Annotated in this window: 19 protein-coding genes and 3 pseudogenes; 9 read left to right on the top strand and 13 right to left on the bottom strand. The window is 36.2% G+C overall.

Features of this window, described 5'->3' with window-relative positions:
• The 3 genes and pseudogenes from ABFX15_RS06990 to ABFX15_RS06995 form a co-directional block, all read left to right on the top strand.
• The coding region (locus ABFX15_RS06990; protein WP_346024773.1) for a zinc ribbon domain-containing protein at window positions 1-179 on the top strand (179 nt) is incomplete at its 5' end.
• Window positions 180-490: 311 nt separating this feature from the next.
• Window positions 491-601 (top strand): annotated as a pseudogene (locus tag ABFX15_RS12230) (hypothetical protein); the annotation flags it as partial.
• Between the two features lie 101 nt (window positions 602-702).
• The gene (locus tag ABFX15_RS06995) at window positions 703-1,311 is read left to right on the top strand and encodes a plasmid pRiA4b ORF-3 family protein (protein WP_346024748.1); all 609 of its coding nucleotides are present in this window, start codon (window positions 703-705) and stop codon (window positions 1,309-1,311) included.
• 255 nt (window positions 1,312-1,566) lie between these two features.
• On the opposite strand, the gene ABFX15_RS07000 is transcribed toward ABFX15_RS06995, so the two are convergent.
• From ABFX15_RS07000 to ABFX15_RS07055, 12 genes and pseudogenes are all read right to left on the bottom strand, one after another.
• Complete coding sequence (locus ABFX15_RS07000) at window positions 1,567-2,601, bottom strand: IS1096 element passenger TnpR family protein (RefSeq protein WP_346024749.1); 1,035 nt, start codon at window positions 2,599-2,601, stop codon at window positions 1,567-1,569.
• Window positions 2,602-2,673: 72 nt separating this feature from the next.
• On the bottom strand, window positions 2,674-3,354 hold the full coding sequence (locus ABFX15_RS07005) for a nuclease-related domain-containing protein (RefSeq protein WP_346024774.1): 681 nt from the start codon (window positions 3,352-3,354) through the stop codon (window positions 2,674-2,676).
• A gap of 301 nt (window positions 3,355-3,655) precedes the next feature.
• Window positions 3,656-4,417, bottom strand: a pseudogene (locus ABFX15_RS07010) (ABC transporter permease); the annotation flags it as partial.
• 87 nt (window positions 4,418-4,504) lie between these two features.
• On the bottom strand, window positions 4,505-4,912 hold the full coding sequence (locus tag ABFX15_RS07015; RefSeq protein WP_346024750.1) for a histidine kinase: 408 nt from the start codon (window positions 4,910-4,912) through the stop codon (window positions 4,505-4,507).
• A 225-nt stretch (window positions 4,913-5,137) separates the two neighbouring features.
• The gene (locus tag ABFX15_RS07020; RefSeq protein ID WP_346024751.1) at window positions 5,138-6,811 is read right to left on the bottom strand and encodes an SWIM zinc finger family protein; all 1,674 of its coding nucleotides are present in this window, start codon (window positions 6,809-6,811) and stop codon (window positions 5,138-5,140) included.
• A gap of 337 nt (window positions 6,812-7,148) precedes the next feature.
• On the bottom strand, window positions 7,149-7,490 hold the full coding sequence (locus ABFX15_RS07025) for a type II toxin-antitoxin system PemK/MazF family toxin (RefSeq protein WP_346024752.1): 342 nt from the start codon (window positions 7,488-7,490) through the stop codon (window positions 7,149-7,151).
• Complete coding sequence (mazE, locus tag ABFX15_RS07030; protein ID WP_346024753.1) at window positions 7,484-7,714, bottom strand: type II toxin-antitoxin system PemI/MazE family antitoxin; 231 nt, start codon at window positions 7,712-7,714, stop codon at window positions 7,484-7,486. The genes ABFX15_RS07025 and mazE overlap by 7 nt, the downstream gene beginning before the upstream one ends.
• Window positions 7,715-8,354: 640 nt before the next feature.
• Window positions 8,355-9,389 carry an IS1096 element passenger TnpR family protein gene (locus ABFX15_RS07035; protein ID WP_346024754.1) on the bottom strand — a complete coding sequence of 345 codons (1,035 nt, stop codon included), beginning with the start codon at window positions 9,387-9,389 and terminating at the stop codon, window positions 8,355-8,357.
• 80 nt (window positions 9,390-9,469) lie between these two features.
• On the bottom strand, window positions 9,470-12,199 hold the full coding sequence (locus tag ABFX15_RS07040; RefSeq protein WP_346024755.1) for a YfhO family protein: 2,730 nt from the start codon (window positions 12,197-12,199) through the stop codon (window positions 9,470-9,472).
• A 5-nt stretch (window positions 12,200-12,204) separates the two neighbouring features.
• Complete coding sequence (locus ABFX15_RS07045) at window positions 12,205-12,651, bottom strand: GtrA family protein (RefSeq protein WP_346024756.1); 447 nt, start codon at window positions 12,649-12,651, stop codon at window positions 12,205-12,207.
• The gene (locus ABFX15_RS07050) at window positions 12,635-13,021 is read right to left on the bottom strand and encodes a hypothetical protein (RefSeq protein ID WP_346024757.1); all 387 of its coding nucleotides are present in this window, start codon (window positions 13,019-13,021) and stop codon (window positions 12,635-12,637) included. Before ABFX15_RS07050 ends, ABFX15_RS07045 begins: the two co-directional genes overlap by 17 nt.
• Window positions 12,981-13,604 carry a glycosyltransferase family 2 protein gene (locus tag ABFX15_RS07055; protein ID WP_346024758.1) on the bottom strand — a complete coding sequence of 208 codons (624 nt, stop codon included), beginning with the start codon at window positions 13,602-13,604 and terminating at the stop codon, window positions 12,981-12,983. Before ABFX15_RS07055 ends, ABFX15_RS07050 begins: the two co-directional genes overlap by 41 nt.
• A 1,339-nt stretch (window positions 13,605-14,943) precedes the next feature.
• Between ABFX15_RS07055 and ABFX15_RS07060 the strand changes: the two genes are divergently transcribed.
• The 5 genes from ABFX15_RS07060 to ABFX15_RS07080 all read left to right on the top strand — a co-directional run bounded on the left by ABFX15_RS07060 (window position 14,944) and on the right by ABFX15_RS07080 (window position 18,899).
• Window positions 14,944-15,531: a type IV toxin-antitoxin system AbiEi family antitoxin domain-containing protein gene (locus tag ABFX15_RS07060; protein ID WP_346024759.1), complete on the top strand. Its 588-nt coding sequence runs from the start codon at window positions 14,944-14,946 to the stop codon at window positions 15,529-15,531.
• Entirely contained in the window at window positions 15,528-15,695 is a 168-nt protein-coding gene (locus tag ABFX15_RS07065) for a hypothetical protein (protein ID WP_346024760.1), read from the top strand. Before ABFX15_RS07060 ends, ABFX15_RS07065 begins: the two co-directional genes overlap by 4 nt.
• Window positions 15,692-16,378 carry a nucleotidyl transferase AbiEii/AbiGii toxin family protein gene (locus ABFX15_RS07070; RefSeq protein ID WP_346024761.1) on the top strand — a complete coding sequence of 229 codons (687 nt, stop codon included), beginning with the start codon at window positions 15,692-15,694 and terminating at the stop codon, window positions 16,376-16,378. The genes ABFX15_RS07065 and ABFX15_RS07070 overlap by 4 nt, the downstream gene beginning before the upstream one ends.
• A 111-nt stretch (window positions 16,379-16,489) precedes the next feature.
• The gene (locus ABFX15_RS07075; RefSeq protein ID WP_346024762.1) at window positions 16,490-18,382 is read left to right on the top strand and encodes a P-loop NTPase fold protein; all 1,893 of its coding nucleotides are present in this window, start codon (window positions 16,490-16,492) and stop codon (window positions 18,380-18,382) included.
• A 277-nt stretch (window positions 18,383-18,659) separates the two neighbouring features.
• Window positions 18,660-18,899 carry a hypothetical protein gene (locus ABFX15_RS07080; protein WP_346024763.1) on the top strand — a complete coding sequence of 80 codons (240 nt, stop codon included), beginning with the start codon at window positions 18,660-18,662 and terminating at the stop codon, window positions 18,897-18,899.
• 184 nt (window positions 18,900-19,083) lie between these two features.
• Here the strand turns inward: ABFX15_RS07080 and ABFX15_RS07085 are convergent, their stop codons facing one another.
• Window positions 19,084-19,812: an HIRAN domain-containing protein gene (locus ABFX15_RS07085; RefSeq protein ID WP_346024764.1), complete on the bottom strand. Its 729-nt coding sequence runs from the start codon at window positions 19,810-19,812 to the stop codon at window positions 19,084-19,086.
• A gap of 156 nt (window positions 19,813-19,968) precedes the next feature.
• Here ABFX15_RS07085 and ABFX15_RS12190 point away from each other — a divergent pair.
• Window positions 19,969-21,032, top strand: a pseudogene (locus ABFX15_RS12190) (IS30 family transposase).
• The last annotated feature ends 853 nt before the right edge of the window (window positions 21,033-21,885 follow it).

The raw sequence follows: 21,885 nt of genomic DNA on the forward strand, positions 1-21,885 counted from the left end.
AAGGACGTACAATCATCAAAGCGGACAGGTTCTATCCATCCAGCCAGATTTGTTCTGCCTGTGGACACCGTGACGGGAAGAAACCCCTCCACATACGGGAATGGGAGTGCCCTAATTGCGGGGAGTATCTGGACAGAGACATCAATGCCAGCAAGAACCTTTTGGCGTTAGCCAAGTAAAAGAAAACCTATGAGGCAGGGACTGCCTTTTGAGCCTACCCATATCCGATTCCTCTATCTGCATGAAATCTGTGCAGACAAGAATGGAGTTCGTAGGAAGCCCCCACTTCAAAATCCGGAGGATTTAAGTGGTGGGTAGTTCACGTTATAATAATTGCTCTAAAGAGAGGTGATAGTATGGCATTTGACTACGATCTGGATTTTGATAACATAGATTTTCGCAAATAACCCGAATTGTATCGGGTGGAACGAGGTGAATAAGGGGTTCTGATGGTTGAACCATATAAAAGTGAGATCCTCGCTCACGCCGCTATGGGAATTACAAAGACGGTCGCAAATACGACAAGGATGGCAGAGTAAAAGACCGGGATATCATTGAAGAAAAAGCAGTAACTGCCCGGATTTTTGAAAAAAATGGATAATAGTCCGTGAAGTTGAAGATTACTTAAAGAGGACAAAAGAACATCAGAAAAAATATGGCTGATGTAATCCAAAGGTTCCATGTAAGAAAGGATGAAATGAAATGATTTATCAGATAAAAGTAACACTTAAGGATGTTGGCCTGCCCGTCTGGAGGCGATTATTAGTAGACAGTGACACAACATTTGAGGACCTGCATTATATTTTAATGGCTGCTTTTGACTGGGCGGGCTACCATCTTCATGAATTTGACGTCAGGCGCTCATACGGTGAACGTATGAGTGTCACTCGTATTGGTCCTGATGACGATACAAATGGGAGCGATCTGGAAAACAGTTTTCCGTTCGCAGTGGATGAAGCGTTCACTTCTCAGTTCCTTCCCCATCTAAAGATTCGTAATGAAAAAAACGAACGCCTTTCCGACTGGATCAAGCAGGAAAAAGACCGTGTCCTCTATACTTATGATTTTGGAGACAACTGGGAACATAATATAGTCCTTGAAAGTATTCTAGAAGCTGACCCCAGCTTGACCTACCCAACATGCATCAAAGCAAAAAATGAGGCTCCACCAGAAGACAGCAGAGGAGAACTGATCGAAGGGGAAATCGACTTAGTTAATCCGGACTGGAAAGAAATTGTAGCTGATATAAATGATGTGTTTGAAACGGAAGACTGGAAAGACGAATTCTTGAGTCAGGATGATTTCTTTTAAATAGTTGGAATACATGAATAGCCGTGCTGACTTCGTTTCCGAAATCAGCACGGTTATTATTTATGAATTAAGACCTGGGTAACCTTAATGTTATGATTATTGGCTTGGAGTGGTGCATTAATTATCTAATTTAAGTACCCAATGCTAAAATGCACTGGAGTTTTTATATTTTGTATCTATGGATTTGCCAACTTTTCAGTTAAAAAAGCTTTGAGTTGAAGCACACACTTACATCTTATTTGTTTTTATAATTAATCATAACAGTTTACTCGGCCTTACTTTTTTATCTTTCCAGCCCATACTTTTAGCCCATCTCCGTGCAACTGCAGACTCTTCTCTGCTATCTCCTTGATGCACTTCTCCAAGGAATCTGGCAAATCCGCTGAGACCTCCCACATCATCCATTACAGATAGACCATCAATAGCTAGACAGACCGGTCTATGCTTACGAAGAACCTCCGTATTGGCCTCCTCTATTTCCTGGACAGTGACTAGATGACTCCTGAGCAGTTCTTCACAAGACTTACGTTTAGTTATGCGCACTCTCCAGCCATCTCCAAAATCATATTCATAAAACAGTTCATCTGCCACTGGAAAGCCCCTTCCAAGGATCTGCTCACCTTCATATCCAATGAGTTCATCGACAAGCAGCTTCTCCAATAAATCTTCTGTTCCGGTTTCCATAAAGAGAGATCTGTTCATTTCTTCAATAGTCATGTCAATAAGCGGTGAACGCCCTCTAATTTCAGGTTTAGACTCAGAATCAGAATTTTTCCGGTCCATAAATTCTGAAAAAGATTCACGAATTTCAAGGTCCGGAAATCGGTCAAGCATCATCTCAACATCCTGTCTGGCCACTTCGTACTGTTCATAATGACCTCGGTAATCATATGGTCCAGTATATTTTTTCCGTAACCAGGAGTTAAAATTGCCTGAGTCATAATCATCATCCCAGAAAAGATCATGTTCCCCTTCTGAAGGGGGTTGGAATAATGTGCCGACAAGATCCGACCAGCCTCTAACTGTTCCATCAGTCACTCTCTTATAGTCATTCTCCGACAGTAAGAATCGCCTCAAATGTGAATTCTGCCAGCCAAAGAGTTTTTGTACAGTATAGTGTAGCGCATGAAGGGTCAGGTCTGCTGGGATAAGGATATCACGGTTGATGCTGGTCCCCGTGGACGATTCTCCGTATCGTTTAAGCAGGACTTGTTCTTCATCTGACATATGGTCGCTCACAAGCTCCAGATGAAGAGGTATGGGTCTTATTCTCTCTTTTTCTTCAGACATCTTTATTAACTCCTTTTTGTTTATTATTCAAATATAATCAATTGTCGATTATACTTGAACATAATTGTCTTATTATCGTTTGGCTTTAATAGCAACAACATGAGCTTTCTTAGTCTGTGCATCAGAAAGGGCGTACTTGCCTAGCCTATTAGCATATGCCTCAATTTCTCCCTGCGAGAGTACTTTCTGAGAATTTTTGACCTGTTTTTTTACACTTTTAATCAGGCGGTCTCTTTTTATGACTTTAATGTGATCAGATTGAACCGTTATTTTCTTGAGCGTACATCGTTCACTAAAAATAATATATGAAAGGTAAAGTCCTTCTCTGTCTATACCCGTTACACTTTTTAAAGCATTTATATGGGCATTGTTCTGCCAGATAGGATTATAGAAGGTAAACTTCTTTTTATTGGGAAATGTCTGAGTCCAGTTTCTCCGGTTTTCATTCCCGTAAATCCATCCGCTGTAATTTTTAGATTCAAATACATAAATTCCCGTTTCATCAACCATAAGCAGATCGATTTCCGTCGTTTCACCGTTCGACTTAGGTAAGTACAGATTAGTCAACAGCTTATGATTGCCCTCCATTTTCTCAAGTTTATAGTAAATCAGAAATTCACCATAATTGCCTTTATTAAAAACCGTTTGAATAAAACTGTTTCCGCTCGCAGACTGATAAGTGGACCGGGTGAATTTTATGTAGACAGGAGTGAGAACTAGTCCTCTAGTATCAAACTGTACATTATTATGTATTCCATTTTATAGCTCCTTCTGTTGTGTGTGATAATAAGCATCACAACTAATTGTAGTATGATAAGTTCCAAGTAGTCATAGATTATTTAGAACCTCTCTAGTCCTATTATATCAGAGTATCTTTATCCCATATGAATTAGTTTAATGGATTTATACTGCATTCGGTCTGGTCAAGGTGAAGGTGCTATTCTAAATTTTCGCATTAAAAACTAAAAAACGTTCCCCATCTTCCATATTAAAGAAAGCTTGAGGAACGTAATAGTAAAATTTAATATAATCTGTTTCAGTAGAACTATTGATACTATAAACTAATCTCATCTTTCCCTGAAACTTTCATAAAGAGAAGAAGCGACAAGACGGTGAAGATCATCAATATAGTTGATAATGCAGCTGCTATGCCATAGTTCCCACGAATAACTTCCGTGTAGATAGCAACAGTAACGGTTCGCGTATTCACTGTATACAACAGAATAGATGTCGACAGTTCAGATATCATTGTGATCCAGCTGAGTATCGCACCAGCAATGATTCCTGGCATCATCATCGGCACAGTGATTTTAAAGAATGTATTGATCTTGCTGCTTCCTAAGCTTTGTGCAGCTTCTTCAATAGACGGCGATATCTGATGCAAATCAGCGACAGATGATCGAATAGTGTATGGTAAACGTCTAACTGCCAAGGAGACAACCATGATGAAAGTCGTTCCAGTAATTGTCAGTAGACCTGTTCCACCGACTCCTGTATTGTAAGAAGTCAGAAACGCAATTCCCAGCACAGTTCCTGGGACGATATAAGGAATCATACTTAGTGTATCGATCGTCGCGGTGAGTGGGTTTCTTCTTCTGACAGCAAGGTAAGAAATAAATACTGCAAAGATTACGACAATTGTGATAGCCAGTAAAGGAATTCTGATTGTGTTAATGATTGAATTTCCCATTCTTGAGAATGCCTCGCGGTAACTGTTCAGCGAATAACCTGGCTGGAACACCATCCCACTGGTATTTAGAAACGAAGTATAGACAAGATACAGCTGAGGCAGAACTGCAGTAAACACTACACCATAGCTGAAGTCCTCAAAACGTATCTCATTAATGGCTAAATAGTTTTTTACGTACTCTAAATCCTCCGATAAAGTCGTGCCTTCATTCTGTTAATCCACACTATATCGTAAAAGGCTGTTCATTCTTAATAGTACTTCGTTTGCAAGTTGTGTGTCGATATACATAGCAGATCGAATGGTTTCCAGAGTATTAGCCAGAAAATGGGGATGAAACTGAGCTTCCAGCTTTTTCTTACTATCAAACAATAGGAGATCACTCTTGATCTGCTGCTGAGAGTTAAAAGTATAGAACAGCCGGTAAATCTGACTGGTTTCGATACTGCCCGTACCTGATATATATTGCTCGATTAAATTAGTATTAGTTTGATAAAAACTATGATCGATTGTTGAGAGTGTTTCAGGGACGACTTGTGCAAAAGTTTGAGTTGTATTGCTCAATCGATGATTTCTCATATTTACTATATATACGCCCAGCAATACAACAGCTAGCATCATCATGAGAAAGATTGTAATCAGCGACCCCTTTATGAGCTCTTTTCGATAGCGTTTTCTCTATTGCCTATCATATAGTGAAAATGGGCGGTTTGCTATGACTATTTTTTAACACTTCTATAAGTCCAGCTTCAGATATTTTTCTGTGATTATAATACTACAAGAAAACAAAAACACCATGATCCGTCTCATACAGGAGAAGGATCATGGTGTTTGAAATAAGCTTACTTTCTATAATTTCGCCTTACTCAGCTCATCCATAAAGGCTGGTCTTCGGCTATGCTTTTTCCGTATTTGCCCAGTCACTTCGTTAGCTAGTTTTTCATCTGTGACTTTACCATATTCTTTTATTAATGAAGCAACTGCTCTGTATCCTGACCGATTATTAGCCATAGAAGCCTCTTGCTCAACAAGGTATTTATACGCTTTAACAACCAACTCTTTGTGGGTATCTTGTAAATACTCAGCATACTCCCGAACATACCTGACATCGCTAGTGACTACTTCAGCTAAGGCGTCCACGTCTTGTTCTTCTCTAATTAATCTCAGATAAGTTTGATTATAACCTGTAAATTGAAAGTTCTTTTTCAATTCCACCTTGAGTTCTTCATAAAGTTCTTGTTCATTACCTTTATACAACTCTTTCAATTCATTGTAGTAGTCAAAATCACCAGATAAAAAGAGTTCTTTCCCTAATGTAAGTTGCTCATTTAGCATCTCCGCATACTTGTAAGCTTTATACCTTAACTCTTTCCAAATTGCTACTTTTCCTGTGTAGTGTTTTTGCTGATTCTCTCCTTCTTTGGTCAATTGAATGACTTGAAGATAATCTTTCTGATCAAAATATTTGTCGATAACCCTTTTTCTAAAACTGTCATACTTAATATTGTTCACTAAGAAGAGCATCTGTTCATCTGCATCTCCTCTTCTTTCAATCAAATGAAAGACTTTAATCAGATAGCGTTCATTGTGATACATTGTTGACCATGTATTGCCTTGTTTAATACGACCCATTAACTCTTCTACATAATTTTCATATAGGGTATCCTCTTCTGCCAAATCGTCCAAGACTTCAAATAACCCTTCTTGAAAATCCTCCCAAACAGGTACTTCGTTATGATCCAATTCATTGATGATTTTATTGTAGACTGCTTTTTTGTCCTCAAGACTTAACTCACTGGAAACAATAGATTTCACTATTTGTATGCAGTCATCCACAATTTCTCCAAGTGTCCAGTCGTCATCTTCAAAGTATTCGAGTAATTCCAGCAGTTCATTCATTACTAGACAAGCGATATCACAGGAAATCAAAGGGTCTTTAACGTTTAGCGCCTTATTAAGTACCTGCCCCATCTCTAAAGCATACTCGGCACTTCTTTCTTGATGTAAATTCCCTTTATAATCAAAGTATTTTTCATTTATAGCTTCCAGTACTCGTTTAGTTTCAGCTAACTCATCTTCAGGAGATCTTTCACCATATTTAAACCGCAAATGATGCTCCAAACTCGAATCATTCGCTGCTCTCTGCATGATAAATCGGACTAGTTCCTCCTTTGACAAGGAGTCTAATAATTCTTCAAGAGTATACGCATCATTTGGTTGAAATTCTTTTGACCCTTCAATTAAGTTGCCTTTTTCCATAAGTTCTCTCAATTTATAAAAAACAGAAACTTCATGTTTACAAATCGGGCCAAAGTCAAATGGACAAGTACAAGACGAATGAATGACCTCATGTTTATTCATTTTTAATTTCACATTGTATACATATGTTCCAAAAATGTCAGCTTCATATGAATCATAATCAGTCTGATATATCTTCTCGACCAATCCTTGTTCATAATATTGCTTCCCACGTTTCAAAATGGTTGAATTTATCTGTTTTTCGAACTGTCTTAAATTTATCATCCGATCACCCTTATATATCGTTATCTGCCCTTAAGTGGAACTGATTTACAAAATTCAGCACAATTAGTCAGCAACTTTACTTCTATATCCTGATGGACTCGTTTTCCAGTATTTCTAAATTACTGAATAATCTATCTATATTTTTTCACAGGTCTATTTATTAGTGAGCTATGTACTTGATATTTATTTATTCACACCAAAAATGTAAGAAATGACCAGATAATATCTTAAACTAGCTGTAGCTCCCCAGTTACACTTGAACCACGTCAAATGGGTTACTAGAGAGATTTGCTTTAAAGAGTCAGAAATAGGCCATCATTCTAGTTTACCTTCTATCTTATTCAAATATGAAATAAATCAACTGATTTATTTGCTCTAATTCATTAAATCCAATTTTTTCTATAAATTGACCGTTTCTCTCAACATAGTTAAGTGATTTCAATTGCGGAACGATTACTTGGCCTTTAATTTTAGATGTACTGGATAACTCGAATCGGGTAGGATTATTTCTTTTCGTAGACGTAATTGGGCATATCACGGCAAATCTGGTGCTCCGGTTGAATTCATATGAAGAAACAACGAGGCCAGGTCTTCTTTTTTGAATTTCGATTCCAGTAGAAGGATCGAAATCAATCCAAACGACATCTCCTTTTTCTGGAATATATTTTTTGTCTACCATATTTCTTTTCCAACAGGCTTCATTTCTGCCCATTCATCCTCTTCGTAAAATTCACCTTTTTCAGCATTTTTGAATGGATTTTCAAGTTGCGGAATCAACGTAATCGTTCCATGCTTATCCGTTTTCACAATATACTCTCTGTCCATATCAAGATTTTTGGCTTCTGCAGCAGGAATGGTTACCACTATTGAACTTCCTTGTTTGCGTAATTTTGTAGTGGACATACTATTCACTCTCCTTAAATTAAGTATACTCCGCAACACCTAATAACACAAATTTAAAATAGCGACATTTTATATCTTTTATTGCACTGTTTTCTTTCTACTTAAAGACAGATAGTCACAATGAAATGACTAGTCAAAAACCTTATTGATGCACACTAATAATGGGAAACCATTTCTGAATGGATCTTAAGGAAATTCAGCTATTCAGAACGAGTCTGATCAGAAATCAGGGTTACTTGTTCCGAATAATATGTAATCTAAAAGAGTTTGATCAAAAATCAGCACTACTTGTCTCGATTAACATGTAATCTAAACGAGTTTGATCAGAAATCAGCGCTACTTGTCTCGATTAATATGTAATCTAAACGAGTTTGATCAGCAATTAGCACTACTTGTCTCGATTAATATCTATTCGAGACAAGTAGTGGTGAAAAAATCCTGAACTTGTTCCGAAAGGCTTAAAAAGCTGGTCTGATTGACTCTCGGTAGACACAACACCTGATAAGAGAAGTATTGAAGCTGCCATTATTACAAAGAGACGAAAAAATCGGCAACGCACTATCACCAAAAATGGCGAAGGCGTAGCCGAGCTTTCCTTATCTATACAATACGTCGTATTAAAGAGTCAAAAACTGCCTTTTTACAGTATCTTTTTAGGGGCCAATTTCTTTTGGTTCCATCCCATATATTTTGCCCATCTGCGTGAATCAGCCGCTTCTTCTTTGTCATCACCTTCATAAATCGTTTCTAAAAATCGTGCATATCCACTTAAACCACCGACATCATCCATTACGGAGAGCCCGTCTCTAGTTAAACACACTGGTTTGTGTTTGAGGATCACCGTTTCACTGGCTTCTTCCAACTCTTCAGCACTCACCAGATAGTCTGACAGCAAATCATCATAGTGTCCTTTTTTTGTTATGTTAACTCTCCATCCGTCACCAAAATCATACTCGTATAACAATTCTCTGGTCACTGGAAACCCTTCTCCCCTTATTTCTTCATCTTCGAAAGCCAGAACATCAGAAACCAGCAGTTTTTCAAGCAAGTTCTCTGTTCCACTTTCCAACATGAGAGATGCATTCATTTCATCCAGTGTCATATCGATCAATGAGGCTCTGCGAAGTATTTTCGGTTCAGAATCGGGATCCTGTTCTTTTCGTTCCAAGTAATCATTAAAGGATTCGCGTATCTCCATGTCTTCAAACCGGTTCAGCAAGTCTTTAATATCCTGCCTTGCCACTCTATACTGTTCGTAATGTCCTCTAAACACATATGGTCCGGTATATTTTTTTCGAAGCCATGTATTTATACTGCCTGATTTATAATCATCATCCCAGAACAGATCATGCTCTGCTTCTGACGGCGGCTGGAATAAACTCCCCACCAGATCAGACCATCCTTTGACCGTATTGTTTGTCAGCTGAGCGTACACCTCTTCGGGAAGAAAAAATCGTCTGAGATGTGAATTCTGCCAGCCAAATAATTTCTGGATTGCATAATGCAGTGCATGGAGCGTCATATCGGAGGGAATAAAGATGTCTCTGGTAATGCTCTCTCCTGTGCTGGACTCTCCGTACCGCTTCAACAGCACTTTCTCATCGCTTGACAAAAAATCCGTCACCAGTTCCAGATGAAGTCGGATCGGTGTCATATCATTGCTGTTTCCATTCATATTAGATACCTCCAGTATTTCAATATATTTATACTAACATCCCACACTCTTTAATTCATTAATGATTTTATGTGAACTATTCAATGGTTTGAACGCTTTTTAGATATGACCTGAACTACTCCCAACAATAAGAGGCCAAGCAAACTCAATATACTTCCCGTTTTCAAATAAGGGTTCTTATAGGAAAAAATGATTTCTGAACTTCCGGAGTCTAAAGGCAGGCCAATAAATCCGATATTAGCTTGAACCAGTTCTCTCTCCTCACCATTAACGGCTACAGTCCATCCTTTTTCATATGGGATCGTTGTAACAAGGATCCCTGGGTCTTCTCTTTGAATCGTTCCTTCGATACGTTCATTTTCAAAGACTGAGATATCTAATGCATTTGCTCGTTTTTCATCAGCTAGTTCTCTATCAGTCAGTTCATCTACGGGTAAGGCATAGACCGTCACTTTATCAATCTGGTAGTGTCCTGTATCTTGAAATTGAATAAACAGTTCATCTGTTCCTGTATCCGTATGGCCAAGGTTGACAAACATATTTTCTCTATGAAAGTACGTACTGAAGGAATACTTGTCCGACTGACGAAACTTTTTGCTTCGTCCTTCATACATAAAGCGGATATTATAGCTTGTATCAGTCGGCATGTAAAAAGGTGTGTCTACAGGTTCATAATTCAATCCTTCTAAATGAATAAACAACTCATGTCCTGCAAATTCATTTGCGTTCTCAAGAGAAACACTTAAACGAGCGCCACTCTCTTTAACCTCTATTGTATGTTCTTCTGTATGTTCTTCCACTAGCTGTAGTGCAAGGTCGCTGTAGTCGATTTGATGAGCCACGGTTTCAACTTGTGGAATATTCTCTATGCTTTCCACTTGAATTCCTTCACTAGTTTCTAAGACTACTGCCTGCGTTAGGACCCCTTCTTTTTCGATTGGATTTAAATCAGAAAAATCGTCTCGCAGGATCATGCTGTCTTCCGCGTAAGCAAACGGGAAACTGGCTTCTGTTTGAGAAACAATAAATGCCGGATCCTCAGTTGATCGATGGATCACTTCGTACCCTTGCGGAAGGTAAGCTTCATTCACTTCTTCAGTTAGGATGTATTCAATGTTGAGCAAATGATTGGCTATGCGTCGATCATCCATCCCGTTTCGAAGGGGTTGAATAATCTGATAAGAAGCCAGTTCCATTTCTTCGGCGAACTCAGCTAGATAGCCATTTGTAATTGAAAGGTAAGTACTTAATCCCATCAAATCATGATAGATGAATTGATTGCGTGTGTGATTATCTTGTGATGTGACCCCTACTCGGTATACCTCTTCTTCGGGTAAAAAACCTTGCATGCCCCCAAATAAATTTTCATAACGATCCATTGATGTATTTAATTCAATGGTATCAGCTATCGAATGTCTTCCATATGGAAAGTACAGACTCATTGCGTTCGTTGCCATGTTCAATAAGACTAAGCTCACTAAAGCAACGGAAATCCAGTTAATCGTTTCTGCCTTTAAGTCTGTTTTTGACTCATAAGCAAGCAAGAACCACATGAGCCAGCCTAGCGCCATTGGAATAACATAGTATAGATACATATTATGTGTAAAGGCTGAAATTGCATAGATCAAAGAAAAAACGATCAACCCATACTTGATTAATTGTAGCTCTTTAACTTGTAATGTGTTCCGTTCTTCCAGAAATTGTCCACTGGCAAAGGACAAAAAGAAAGGAATAGCAAAACTAAAACGATTATACGGTCCGGACATCCCGTTCATGAATGATCCAAAAAATGGGAACATCAGAAATAATCCCAAAATTAAAAGCATCGTGCCTGAAACTGTCTTTTCCTGTTTCGTTTTCCATAAAAAGATGACAGAAAACAACGCAAAGATCGAAAGACCACCAACAGTCCATAAATAGGATTCAGGAACGAACAAGTTATGAATGAGTGCAGTATAATAACTTAAATGATAAACAAGCAGATTGATTGCGGGTCCATCCGTCCCTCTTGATGCATTTAAAAACCCGTCGATCATCGGTAAAAAGATTACTGCACTTAATAAGACACCAATTATATAGTGCACTAAACAACGTCCAAAAGAAATGGCTAACTGCTTCACATTTCCAAACTTATAAAGCATACCGTACCGGACTATGCCATATATGAAAAACAAGACAGTTAATTTGTAAAAGAAATAAAAGTTAGCAATGGCACTGATTGCTACCATCACACTAAACAGTAACCCGGACTCTTTTCTTAAAATTTTCTCGACACCCAGACAAAGAAGCGGATACCAGATCAATGGTAAAATAAAAAAGGGATGCCGTTTTGCATTATAAATAACAAAAAAGCTGAATGTATACATAAACGCCCCCATCAAACCCGCACCATGGGAGGCTTTAAATTTTCTGACAAAGGTTAGATAACTTAGTCCAACACACCACATTCGAACAAATATCAGTAAATGAAAAGAAAACTCTCGTAAACTTTCCGGGAAAAGCACGCCTAAATAAACAAAGGGATCCCCTATAGCGTAATAGCCGTATGCCGTGATCGTATCCGCACCGGCACCAATCGACCAGTCCCACTGTGGAAACCCATTCCCTCTCAGTACCCCCTGAATGATGTTTACATATTCGTCAAACAACTGAAAGTGTTGCGTAAACCCGTCACTTTGCCATATGAAAGACCCTCCAGATAAAAAATAAACACTATAAACCACCAGACAAGTTAGACAAAAGACTAGTGAATAAGTCATAAATGTTTGCTTTGTAATGGGTTTATTTAGAAACTCTTTGTCAATAAACATCTCAGTCACTCTTTTCGTTTGAAAATATAAAGCTTACTAAATATATAATTTAAACTGACGATAATGAACTGCGTCAGGATTTTAGACAGATTCGTTCCCATGCCCATAAAATCAACAAGTATCCACATGCTTAGCATATCAAATACACCAGAAATCAGTCTTAACCCTACAAATAAATAGAATGCCTTAAAGGCTGCTTTAACTGTAGTTGATCTATATTTGAAAACATATTTTTTATTTGTAAAAAATGCAAACAGGATCGCAGCGATAATTGAAATAGCATTGGCTATGAGATATGAAATACCTAATACGGTATCAAATAAAAAGAAGGCCCCTATATTCACTGCAGTTGTCAGCAGGCCAAATAGAATGTAATCAATTATTTCCTGATAATTTAAGTACACCGTTTTTATTCTACTCATTGAAAAGTACCCTTTAACTTTCTTTTTCATGATTTGACATCTCTCTAACAAAATAAGGCGGTCTTCCCTTAGTTTCTACAAACACCCGGCCCAGATATTCACCGATGAAGCCTAAAGAAATCAGCTGGATTCCTCCCAGAAATAAAATTGAGGCGATCAAAGTCGGATACCCACTGACATCCGTTCCGAATAAAAGCGTCACGCCTATTTCATATGCCAGAAAAAGAAAGGCAAATAAAGAGATAATGAATCCAATATAAGACCATATTCTTAAAGGTGCCGTACTGTACGACGTAATGCCATTCAGCGCCAGCTTGAATAATTGTGCCCAGCTCCATTTAGTTTCTCCTGCAGCGCGACTATCCGCATAATAGGTCAGTTCCTTTTTTTTTGAACCCAATCCATCCATACATCCCTTTGGTGTAGCGTTCTGTTTCTCTCAGTTCCTGTAATGCTTTCACACACTTTCTATCAAGCAAGCGGAAATCTCCAGCAAGAGGATATACCTCTTCACTTGATATTTTCTGCAGCACATTGAAATAAGCGTTTGACGTCCATTTCTTTAAACGGCTTTCGCCATCTCGTTTGGCTCGAACCGCATAAATGTCTTCGTATCCTTTTTCCCACCACTCTATCATTTCACCAATGAGTTCAGGTGGCTGCTGCAAATCCGCATCAAGTATCACAACAGCCTCTCCTTTTGCATAATCAAATCCAGCAAGCATAGCAATTTCCTTACCAAAATTTCTCGATAAATCTATGTATCTGATATAAGGAGTACGTTCACTATACTTTTGTAATAGTTGAATAGTCTCGTCATCACTGCCATCATTCACAAACAAAAATTCAAAATCATAGAGGACATTTGACACTCGAACGTCTTCTAAACGACTGATCAGCTGACCAAGTACATCCTGTTCATTATAAGCAGGTATTAAAATAGTGATTAGTTTGCTAGCTTGCGATTGATTATTTGTAGCCATTACACATTCTTCTTTCTTTGGCCAATTATTTAAAAACTAAACTTAATGTTGTCATTATACCTAACTGCGTTTTTTAACGGTATTTAGTTATTTACTGCCTCTTTTTATCAAAGTCTCTCCATAAATCAAAAAAAGTATCTTCCCCGTAATCTAATTAGCACATTTTTAGGCATAACCATAGTATAGGTTTATTCCTTAAATATAGCTATTGAAACGAAAGAAAATACTTTTCAAAATTATCTGGACTTTTTTTGTGGACACTTTTTTTGAATAGTTCAGTTATCCGCATTGAATCTCTCCATGTCCCACACTCACCGGCTCTATAATTCACTTAGGGGGCTTATAATGCTACACGCAATATTCAATCAGGAAGTGTGTATAAAACTTCTGACTGGTATAGTTCGGGAAATAACTTGTGATACGGCTCGTCGTTTTAGCATTATCATAGGCTATCAAAAGGTGTCAAATAGCTTAAAATCAAGGTTTATGAATTTAAGATTGTCATGAAACATCATAGAATTTTATATAAACGTCCTCAAATTGTCCCCGCGACTAATTGGAAAAATAAGTATAAATGGCATTCATACATAACACCACTATGGGTATACCAGTTTTAATTAAAGCACGTTCTCATTTTGATGAATTACTTTATTTGCCAAAATGCGAATGTGCTATTTTTTTACTTGGATCATTTCTATCACATTGAACACCCTACCTTATCCTTACCATATTTTTCGTGTTTTGTATCTCTATCTTGTACTAAAAAACCTATTAAACCAATGTTTCAAATTTTCAACTTCGTTCTTTTATCTTATATACTGATAAAATGATTTCTATTTTTTATTTCCGGAAACGGAAAATCACGTAGGACTTCGCATATACGAATACATATATAATAAATAAAAAATGTGTGTCTTGCATTCAAAAAATATATTAGTAAGCGTTTGTTTATAGAATGGTTTTACGCAAGTTTAATCTATTAAAACCAAAGTATCTCAAAAATATTTACTACAACTAAATGGTAAATATTTTGGAATATTTGCCTTGGCTAAAACTGCTCAAGAGTCCAGTAATATGTTAATTTGACAATTATTTGAAAACATTACCGCAGTTGAGATGAAATTGTTTGTTTAATATAGGACCAAGGTAGCGTTTAGAGTAGTGTGATCCTTACAAAGTTGAAACTACCTTCTTTTTTACTATATCGAAAAATATAAATTAAATAAAAATAATACATAACGCTTATATTTGTAGTATTTTTGTTTGCTGTATGATTGATTTTACTGAACAAATACGCTACAATTATTAAGACTATGTAGCATGAAAGTTGGTAATTTAAATGAGTCAAAAAGATAAATTATTGAAACTTGCAGATGAAAATAATGGTATTTTACTGTCAAAACAAGTAACAGAACAAGGCTTTTCAAGGTCAACCATAAAAAGCCTTGTTTGTGATGGGCTACTTGAGCCTATTCAACGTGGCATATATGTAACGAAAAATGGATACGCTGATGACTTTTTCTTGCTTGGGCAAAAATTCAAAAACGGTATTTTTTCTCACGAAACAGCTTTGTATCTATTAGGATTTTCCGATAGGACTCCAATCCAGATTACAATGACATTTGAACACGGGAACTCAACAACAAGAATTAAAAATGAAGGTGTAAGACCAGTAATGATATCTAATGATTTTTTACTAGGGAGAACTACCATAGTTAGAAATGGTCTAACGATCAGGGTTTATAGTATAGAGAGAACATTAGTAGATTTATTGAAACCGCGATATGAGGCAGATTATGAGCAGCTTATTCCAGCATTAAAACAGTATGCAGCTTATGATAAAAAAGATGTCAATAAACTATTTCGCTATGCTAGACAGTTTGGTGTAGAGAAACAAATAAGAAATTATATGGGAGTATTGCTATGATTTTCAAAAATGCGATGAGCTTTAAAGGTAAGATTAAACAAGTTGCTAAGGATAAAGGTATTACAACTCAGCAGATTCAGCAAAGTTATCTGATTGAAGTTTTTTTACGAAACTGGCTAAATCAGACTACAGAGATAACTTCATTGTTAAAGGTGGCTATTTGATTGGAGGTATCGTAGGCCTTGATTTGAGAGCTACGATGGACTTAGATATAACCATCAAAGGATTTGGGCTTACACCTGAAAATCTTGCATCAATTGCAAAAGTAATCGTGAGCGTTTCAACAGAGGAATCCTTCACACTGACTTTTGAAGGTGTAGAAGAAATCAGAGAAACAGATGATTATCCTGGGTATAGACTAAAGTTGATAGCTGACTTTGAAAAAATCCATGAAGTCGTGATTATTGATGTAACTACTGGTGATGTGATCACACCAAAAGAGGTTAATTTTAATTTCCGCAAAATATTCAGTGATGAAAGAATTGATCTGTTATCCTATCCAGTTGAAACGATCCTTGCTGAAAAGTTAGAAACAATACTATCTCGAGGGATTGCTACAACCAGACCTCGTGATTCCTATGACGTTTACATCTTATCAAGACTAAAAGCTGAACGAATTGACATGCCTACACTAAAGCAGGCACTAGAAAATACTAAAGCTAAACGCCAATCAGTATTTGAATTTTCGGATTATGGCCTAATTCTTGACGAAATCAAGACTTCTGATTTTCAAAAACAGCTTTGGTCTAAATATCAAAAGCAGCATAGCTATGCAAAAGATACCAGTTTTGATGAAGCGATTGAAACTACAAGGACATTATTAGACGAAGTTCTTTCAGTTAAATAAAATCAAATAGCAAAATATTAAAGGTGCTAAATTAAAAAGATCACGACTTAATATAAAAGCTGTACGTCGTAAATAAAATAACTGAATACTTTTGAAAGGAGCATATTTTAATTGATTGAACAAACTAAAGAGTCACAGGAAAAATTTCTAGAACTTACAAAGGTTAATACAGAAACAGCAGCAAAAGATTTTGCTGAACTGTTAGAAAAAAATAAAACATATTTTCTTAATGGGCAATGGGGGTCAGGAAAAACTGAATTTTTAAGTGACACAAGACAGTATTCAAAAAAATGGTTTACTTTTTTAGATTTATGGAGAGTCCAAGATGAACGAACAGTTGTCACAATTGCCTCTGCTAAATTAATGCCAAAAATATACTGGGGATTAAAAATAGTTACAGTATTATCAGTTATTATTTCAATCTTGATGACTGGTGTTGTGGATTTAGGTATATCTCAAATTACTGATACACTGGGAGCACAAATCACTGGTGGGATTGCTCTTTTTGTTGCAGTATGCAGTTTCTTCAAAGTGAAATCTGATGCATTTTATATTCAGATACTCAAAATTTTTCCATTTAAGAAAAGATTATTAATTATAGACGATTTTGATAGAATCGATTTAAAAACACAGGAGCAAATATATGTGCTGTTTAACCTTCTTGAGAATAAGATTCCTATTGTTTTCGTAGGTGATTACAATCAACTAGCAAGAAATAATAGTAAGTTTCTTCAAAAAATTATTAATCAGAAAATTGAACTGCCTTATAACTTACATCCAAACAATATTTGGAAGGAATACTTCAGTGAGTTAAAAATTAAATTAAAGACCCCTATTCCTGATAAATTCCAGAAAATGATAATAGGAGAACAGCGGAACTTACGTGAACGTGAGCAGTTTAACGATTATGTAAATCATGAATTTTTTATTCGCAGAAAACTTGACCGTGTGCAACCCACTCAACAACTATTAGTTATCTATGTTTATCTGTTCTATCCAAATTATTACAACATCTTAGTAAATGACTCTTCATTTGAATTTGCCAAGCAACTAGAGGGTGAAGATAAGAAAGTTATTGATTGGTCTCCAGAAAAACTTCTCCATACTCTTTTATACGATATGCAGAGAAAAGATTCTAAGGGTTATCCATATCCGTTTACAAAAAATAAAGAGGAATATTTCTTGTATGAACAACCTTCAAATTCAACAATAGAGGAACTAGAAGGCTTAATTGAAAAAGATAGTACTTTAAAGACCTCTCTATTGTCTAACATAGATACAGATTTCTACCAGTATCTACAATCACACTATCAAGATTTTTCTCAAGAGAAAAAAGATCGAATACTAAGTACTACTTTAGAACTAGTAAAACAATATAAAGAAAGCAGTACAATTAGGTATATTCTTACTGAAAAAAATGAAGAAATAATGCCCCGCAAACAATATATAGATAATAACACGTGGGGAATTCCCGAAAAAAGAGCAAATAAAACTGATGAGGAGATTCATAAAGAAATATACCAATCTTGGCATACACTGCTAGAAAAACATGAATTTGATTTTTCACAAGAAATTTATTTACTTGAAAAGTACAGCGAGCTTCACTTTCATGCTTTAGGCACACTATTTCCAGATATTAATATCACTTCCACTGATTCTCTTCATTGGGATAGAAAAGATTTCTTATTGAATGTATATATCTCGTCACAAGATATTTGGGGAAAATTTAAATATTGGTCAAAGATTACTTGGAAAGCTATCGCTGACCTTCCTGATGAACAGTACCTCTCTTTCTGGACAGCACAAGGTATCATCGATAATAAAAGAATAGTTGATTTTGATTCAATCCCTGCGGATAAAAAATACACTGTTTGGTTAAGCAAACGAGATTTTGAACATCCAGACAAATTTATAGATTACCAATTTGTAGTTGATAAAATTGAGCCCAGATTGAAATCCTTAGAAGAAAAAGGATACGCTTTTGTAAAAGCTACAAAAGGATAGATATACATGAATAGAGTATATCTTTGATTTAAAGAGGGGGACTTTTTTTATTCTCTCCAATTAAAATCTTTACTTCCAAAACATCTCATTATCCACTAATATAAATTGCGGTATTAAATGCTGGAAGCAGCTACGGTTGGTGCTTTTTTTGTATGAACAGTGCGAAAAAAATATACGAATTGGCTATTGGTACCAACCACAATATCAGAATGCCTACTAATGGATGTAAGACGAAAATCAGAAAAAATGTCTAGTATGCTATTACTCAGACAAGAAATTGATCGATAAGATAGTGACCCATCTCGGATTCATTCGAATGTTCAATAGACCAGTGAACAGTGTCAATAAATGGCTGGAACGAAAAGCGTATCAGTTGCCTGAATTTACGGTCATTGATTATTTAGAATTCATAACCTATTTTAAATCGCAGCAGTTGATCTTTTCTCTCTATGGTGAAGATAATCCCTATATGGAAGAGATACGAGCTTTCTTTCAACTGCCTGAAATAAGTAGTTAGCTTTTAAAAGTCTGATTTTATTTGTGAATAACAGAACAATTTCTACCCTAGAAAATTCAGTAATTTTTCAAAAAGAAGGCCCTAACAGAAAGTTACTCTTTCTCTCAGGGCCTCCTTTGGAATTTTATTTACTTCATCAGTGGTAACCAAATCCGCTTCTCCATTTCAATCCAGAAAGGAATAGCTAAACAGTAAGCAATAGATTGGTCTCTCGTTCTGTCTTTTGTATATTAGCTTTTTGTCCTTTAACTAAGATGTTTACTTTCCTATGAGAAGAAGCCTGCGAGTTAAAATCAAAGCTCACAACTTCAAATCTAGAATTACTTTCAATAACAGTCTTCATAAAGTCGGAATAAAAGGCAGGGACATAACCAATAGTTTCCCCTGCATATTTCACGATGATTGCATCAGGATCTTGACCATTATCTTCTTCCGTTTCAAAAGAAATTTCAGATAAATCTTTAAGTTGTCGTTTATCTTCGTTATAGTGTTGCCATCCACGAACATAAAAATCAAAGCTAAAATCTTTTCCATCAAAATCTACCGGCTTAACAAATTCATAGTTATCTGAAATAAGTTTCCCGCCAGTCATAGTTAAAACTTCAAACTCATCATTTTTAACGCTCAAGTTATTTGCTTTTAAAAGCTCCACATAATCCGGTCTCGCTTTATTTGGTAACCTTCTAGAAAACGCGCTAAATAGCTTATCTGAAGTGTACGTTTTAACTGCACTCGGAAAAGAAGGATGTAAATGATATCCATTTTCTAGGGCATCTTTTAAACCTCTTTTTTTGTTTTGGCTTTCATATGCAAAACGATAATCGTCATTTTCTTCCAGCGTTAAATTAGCAACATGGTACCATTGTCTACTCTGTTGGTTTTGCCATAAAAGGCATAATGTTCTATTTTGCATATTAATCAACCTTCTATTTTTTATATTTCCCCAAAACATGGGTTTTTAGTCTTACAACTTTTTTTGGCGTATTGTAAAATGAAACGCATCAATTAAAAAAGACATGAAGATTCGGTATACTTAAGTCACCACAACAAAGTATAGGAGCGAATCTTCATGTCACACACTCATTTTAACAAAAAGAATACCAAAGGACATTTGAAATTTAAAGAGCGCGAGTTAATTGAAAAATGGCTAAACGAAGACAAAAAACAAGCTGAAATTGCTCGACTACTTGGACGTGACCGATCCACCATATATCGAGAAATCAAACGCGGAAAAGTCCCTCAAATTATTAACGGTAAAAAAGTGGTGCTTTACCGTGCTGACTATTCGGAGACAAAGTATCTACAAAACAGGCAACGCAGTCAATCCAAAGGATTGAAAGCTTTCTCTGGTCGGTTTTGGTATAAACTAAAAAAAGCGCACCATAAAGGCTGGTTTAAAGGTAAGAACCGTATTCACAACATTAAAACCTTTGTTAAGAAATATGCACGACACAACCCGAAAGAAAAAGTTCCTTGCTTTAAAACGGTTTACCGCTATATTAGGGAAAATGCATTGCCTATCAAACCACATGATTTGCCGGTGATGTATCGCTTAACTCCTCGTAAAAACAAGAAGAGTAAGCCTAAAGGTCAAAATAAAAAAGTGCTTGGACAAAGTATTTCTGATCGTCCCCCACAGGTTTTAGACCGTATTGAATTTGGTCATTGGGAAGCGGATTTAGTCAAAGGCAAAAAAATAAAGAAGAACCCGCAATCATCACATTACTAGAAAGAAAAACGCGTTATGCACTCACAATGAAAATTAGAGATTACTCTAGTGAAACTGTCCTAACAGCTTTTAAACGTATTTTAAGCGCCAATCCAGAGGCCTTTAAGACTATTACGTTTGATAATGGATCTGAGTTTTCAAAAGTATCTGAACTTGAAACTGACCGTTTGTCCATCTATTTCTGTCATGCTTATTCTTCCTGGGAAAGAGGGTCAAATGAGAACTTCAATAAATTACTTCGAGAGTTTATACCTAAGGGGCTTTCCCTCCATCAGTTTACTTTAGAATCCATCATCGAAGCAGCTGATAGAATTAATAAACGCATCAGAGAAGTCTTGGATTTGGAATCGGCAGTTGACTGTTATAACCAAGAAATAGCACAATTAAAAAGCGACTCAACCTAGCCCGGATCGAAACCGATTAAGAAGCGAATTTTTTTCACCCCCATGGGGGTGGCCCGTTCACTTCCTAATTAAATGGTCTATGTCTTGTTTTAATAAAAGTGTTGCGATTGATTTGACAATGGAAGTTATTTTTTTGTTCCCAAGACGAAACATTTCTTACTTCCATTTGTTATTACTCCTAATTAAAGCAAAGTAAATAGTAAAGTTATTTGTTAAAAAAAGTACTCAATAATATTATACCTTAATAATCTTAAAAATATAGAGATTATTGTTAATTTACTTAACCTCAAGTTAATCCAGTTACCTTCGCTCTTACCCTTCTAAACATTTTTATTCATTTGAGATCAGTGAACTGTGTTCCTAACTGGCTGGAACGAAAAGCTTATCAGTTGCCTGAAATAAGTAGTAAGTTTTAAACCTTTGCTTTCATTTGTGAATATTTTAACAATTAATATCCATTTAAATCCATTAGATTTCCAAAAAGAGGTGCTGCCAGAAAGAGTAAAACCTTTCTGTCAGCACCTCTTTTTTATTCGAAATGTTATAAATCTCAGGTAACATTTTGAAGACTACCTATGAAAAATAGTTTTCCAGAAAATCTGCCAGTTTTTCTTTATCTCTCAATGTTAATTGACCCACTTTGGAAATTTTATCTACTTCATTTAGTGGTAACCAAATACGTTTCCCTATATCAATCCAGGAAGGAATGACTAAACCAGCTTCTTTCCAATCTTCAATTTTATAATACTGCTTTTGTATGCGTTTCGACTTTTTTGCAAATTTACTAGTTAAGCTGTAGAATTCAATACCCTCTCGATCAAAATCAAGAACTAATATCGGTCTTCATTTTCCC

The sequence above is a fragment of the Alkalibacterium indicireducens genome (genome assembly GCF_039522005.1).
Lineage (GTDB): Bacteria > Bacillota > Bacilli > Lactobacillales > Carnobacteriaceae_A > Alkalibacterium > Alkalibacterium indicireducens.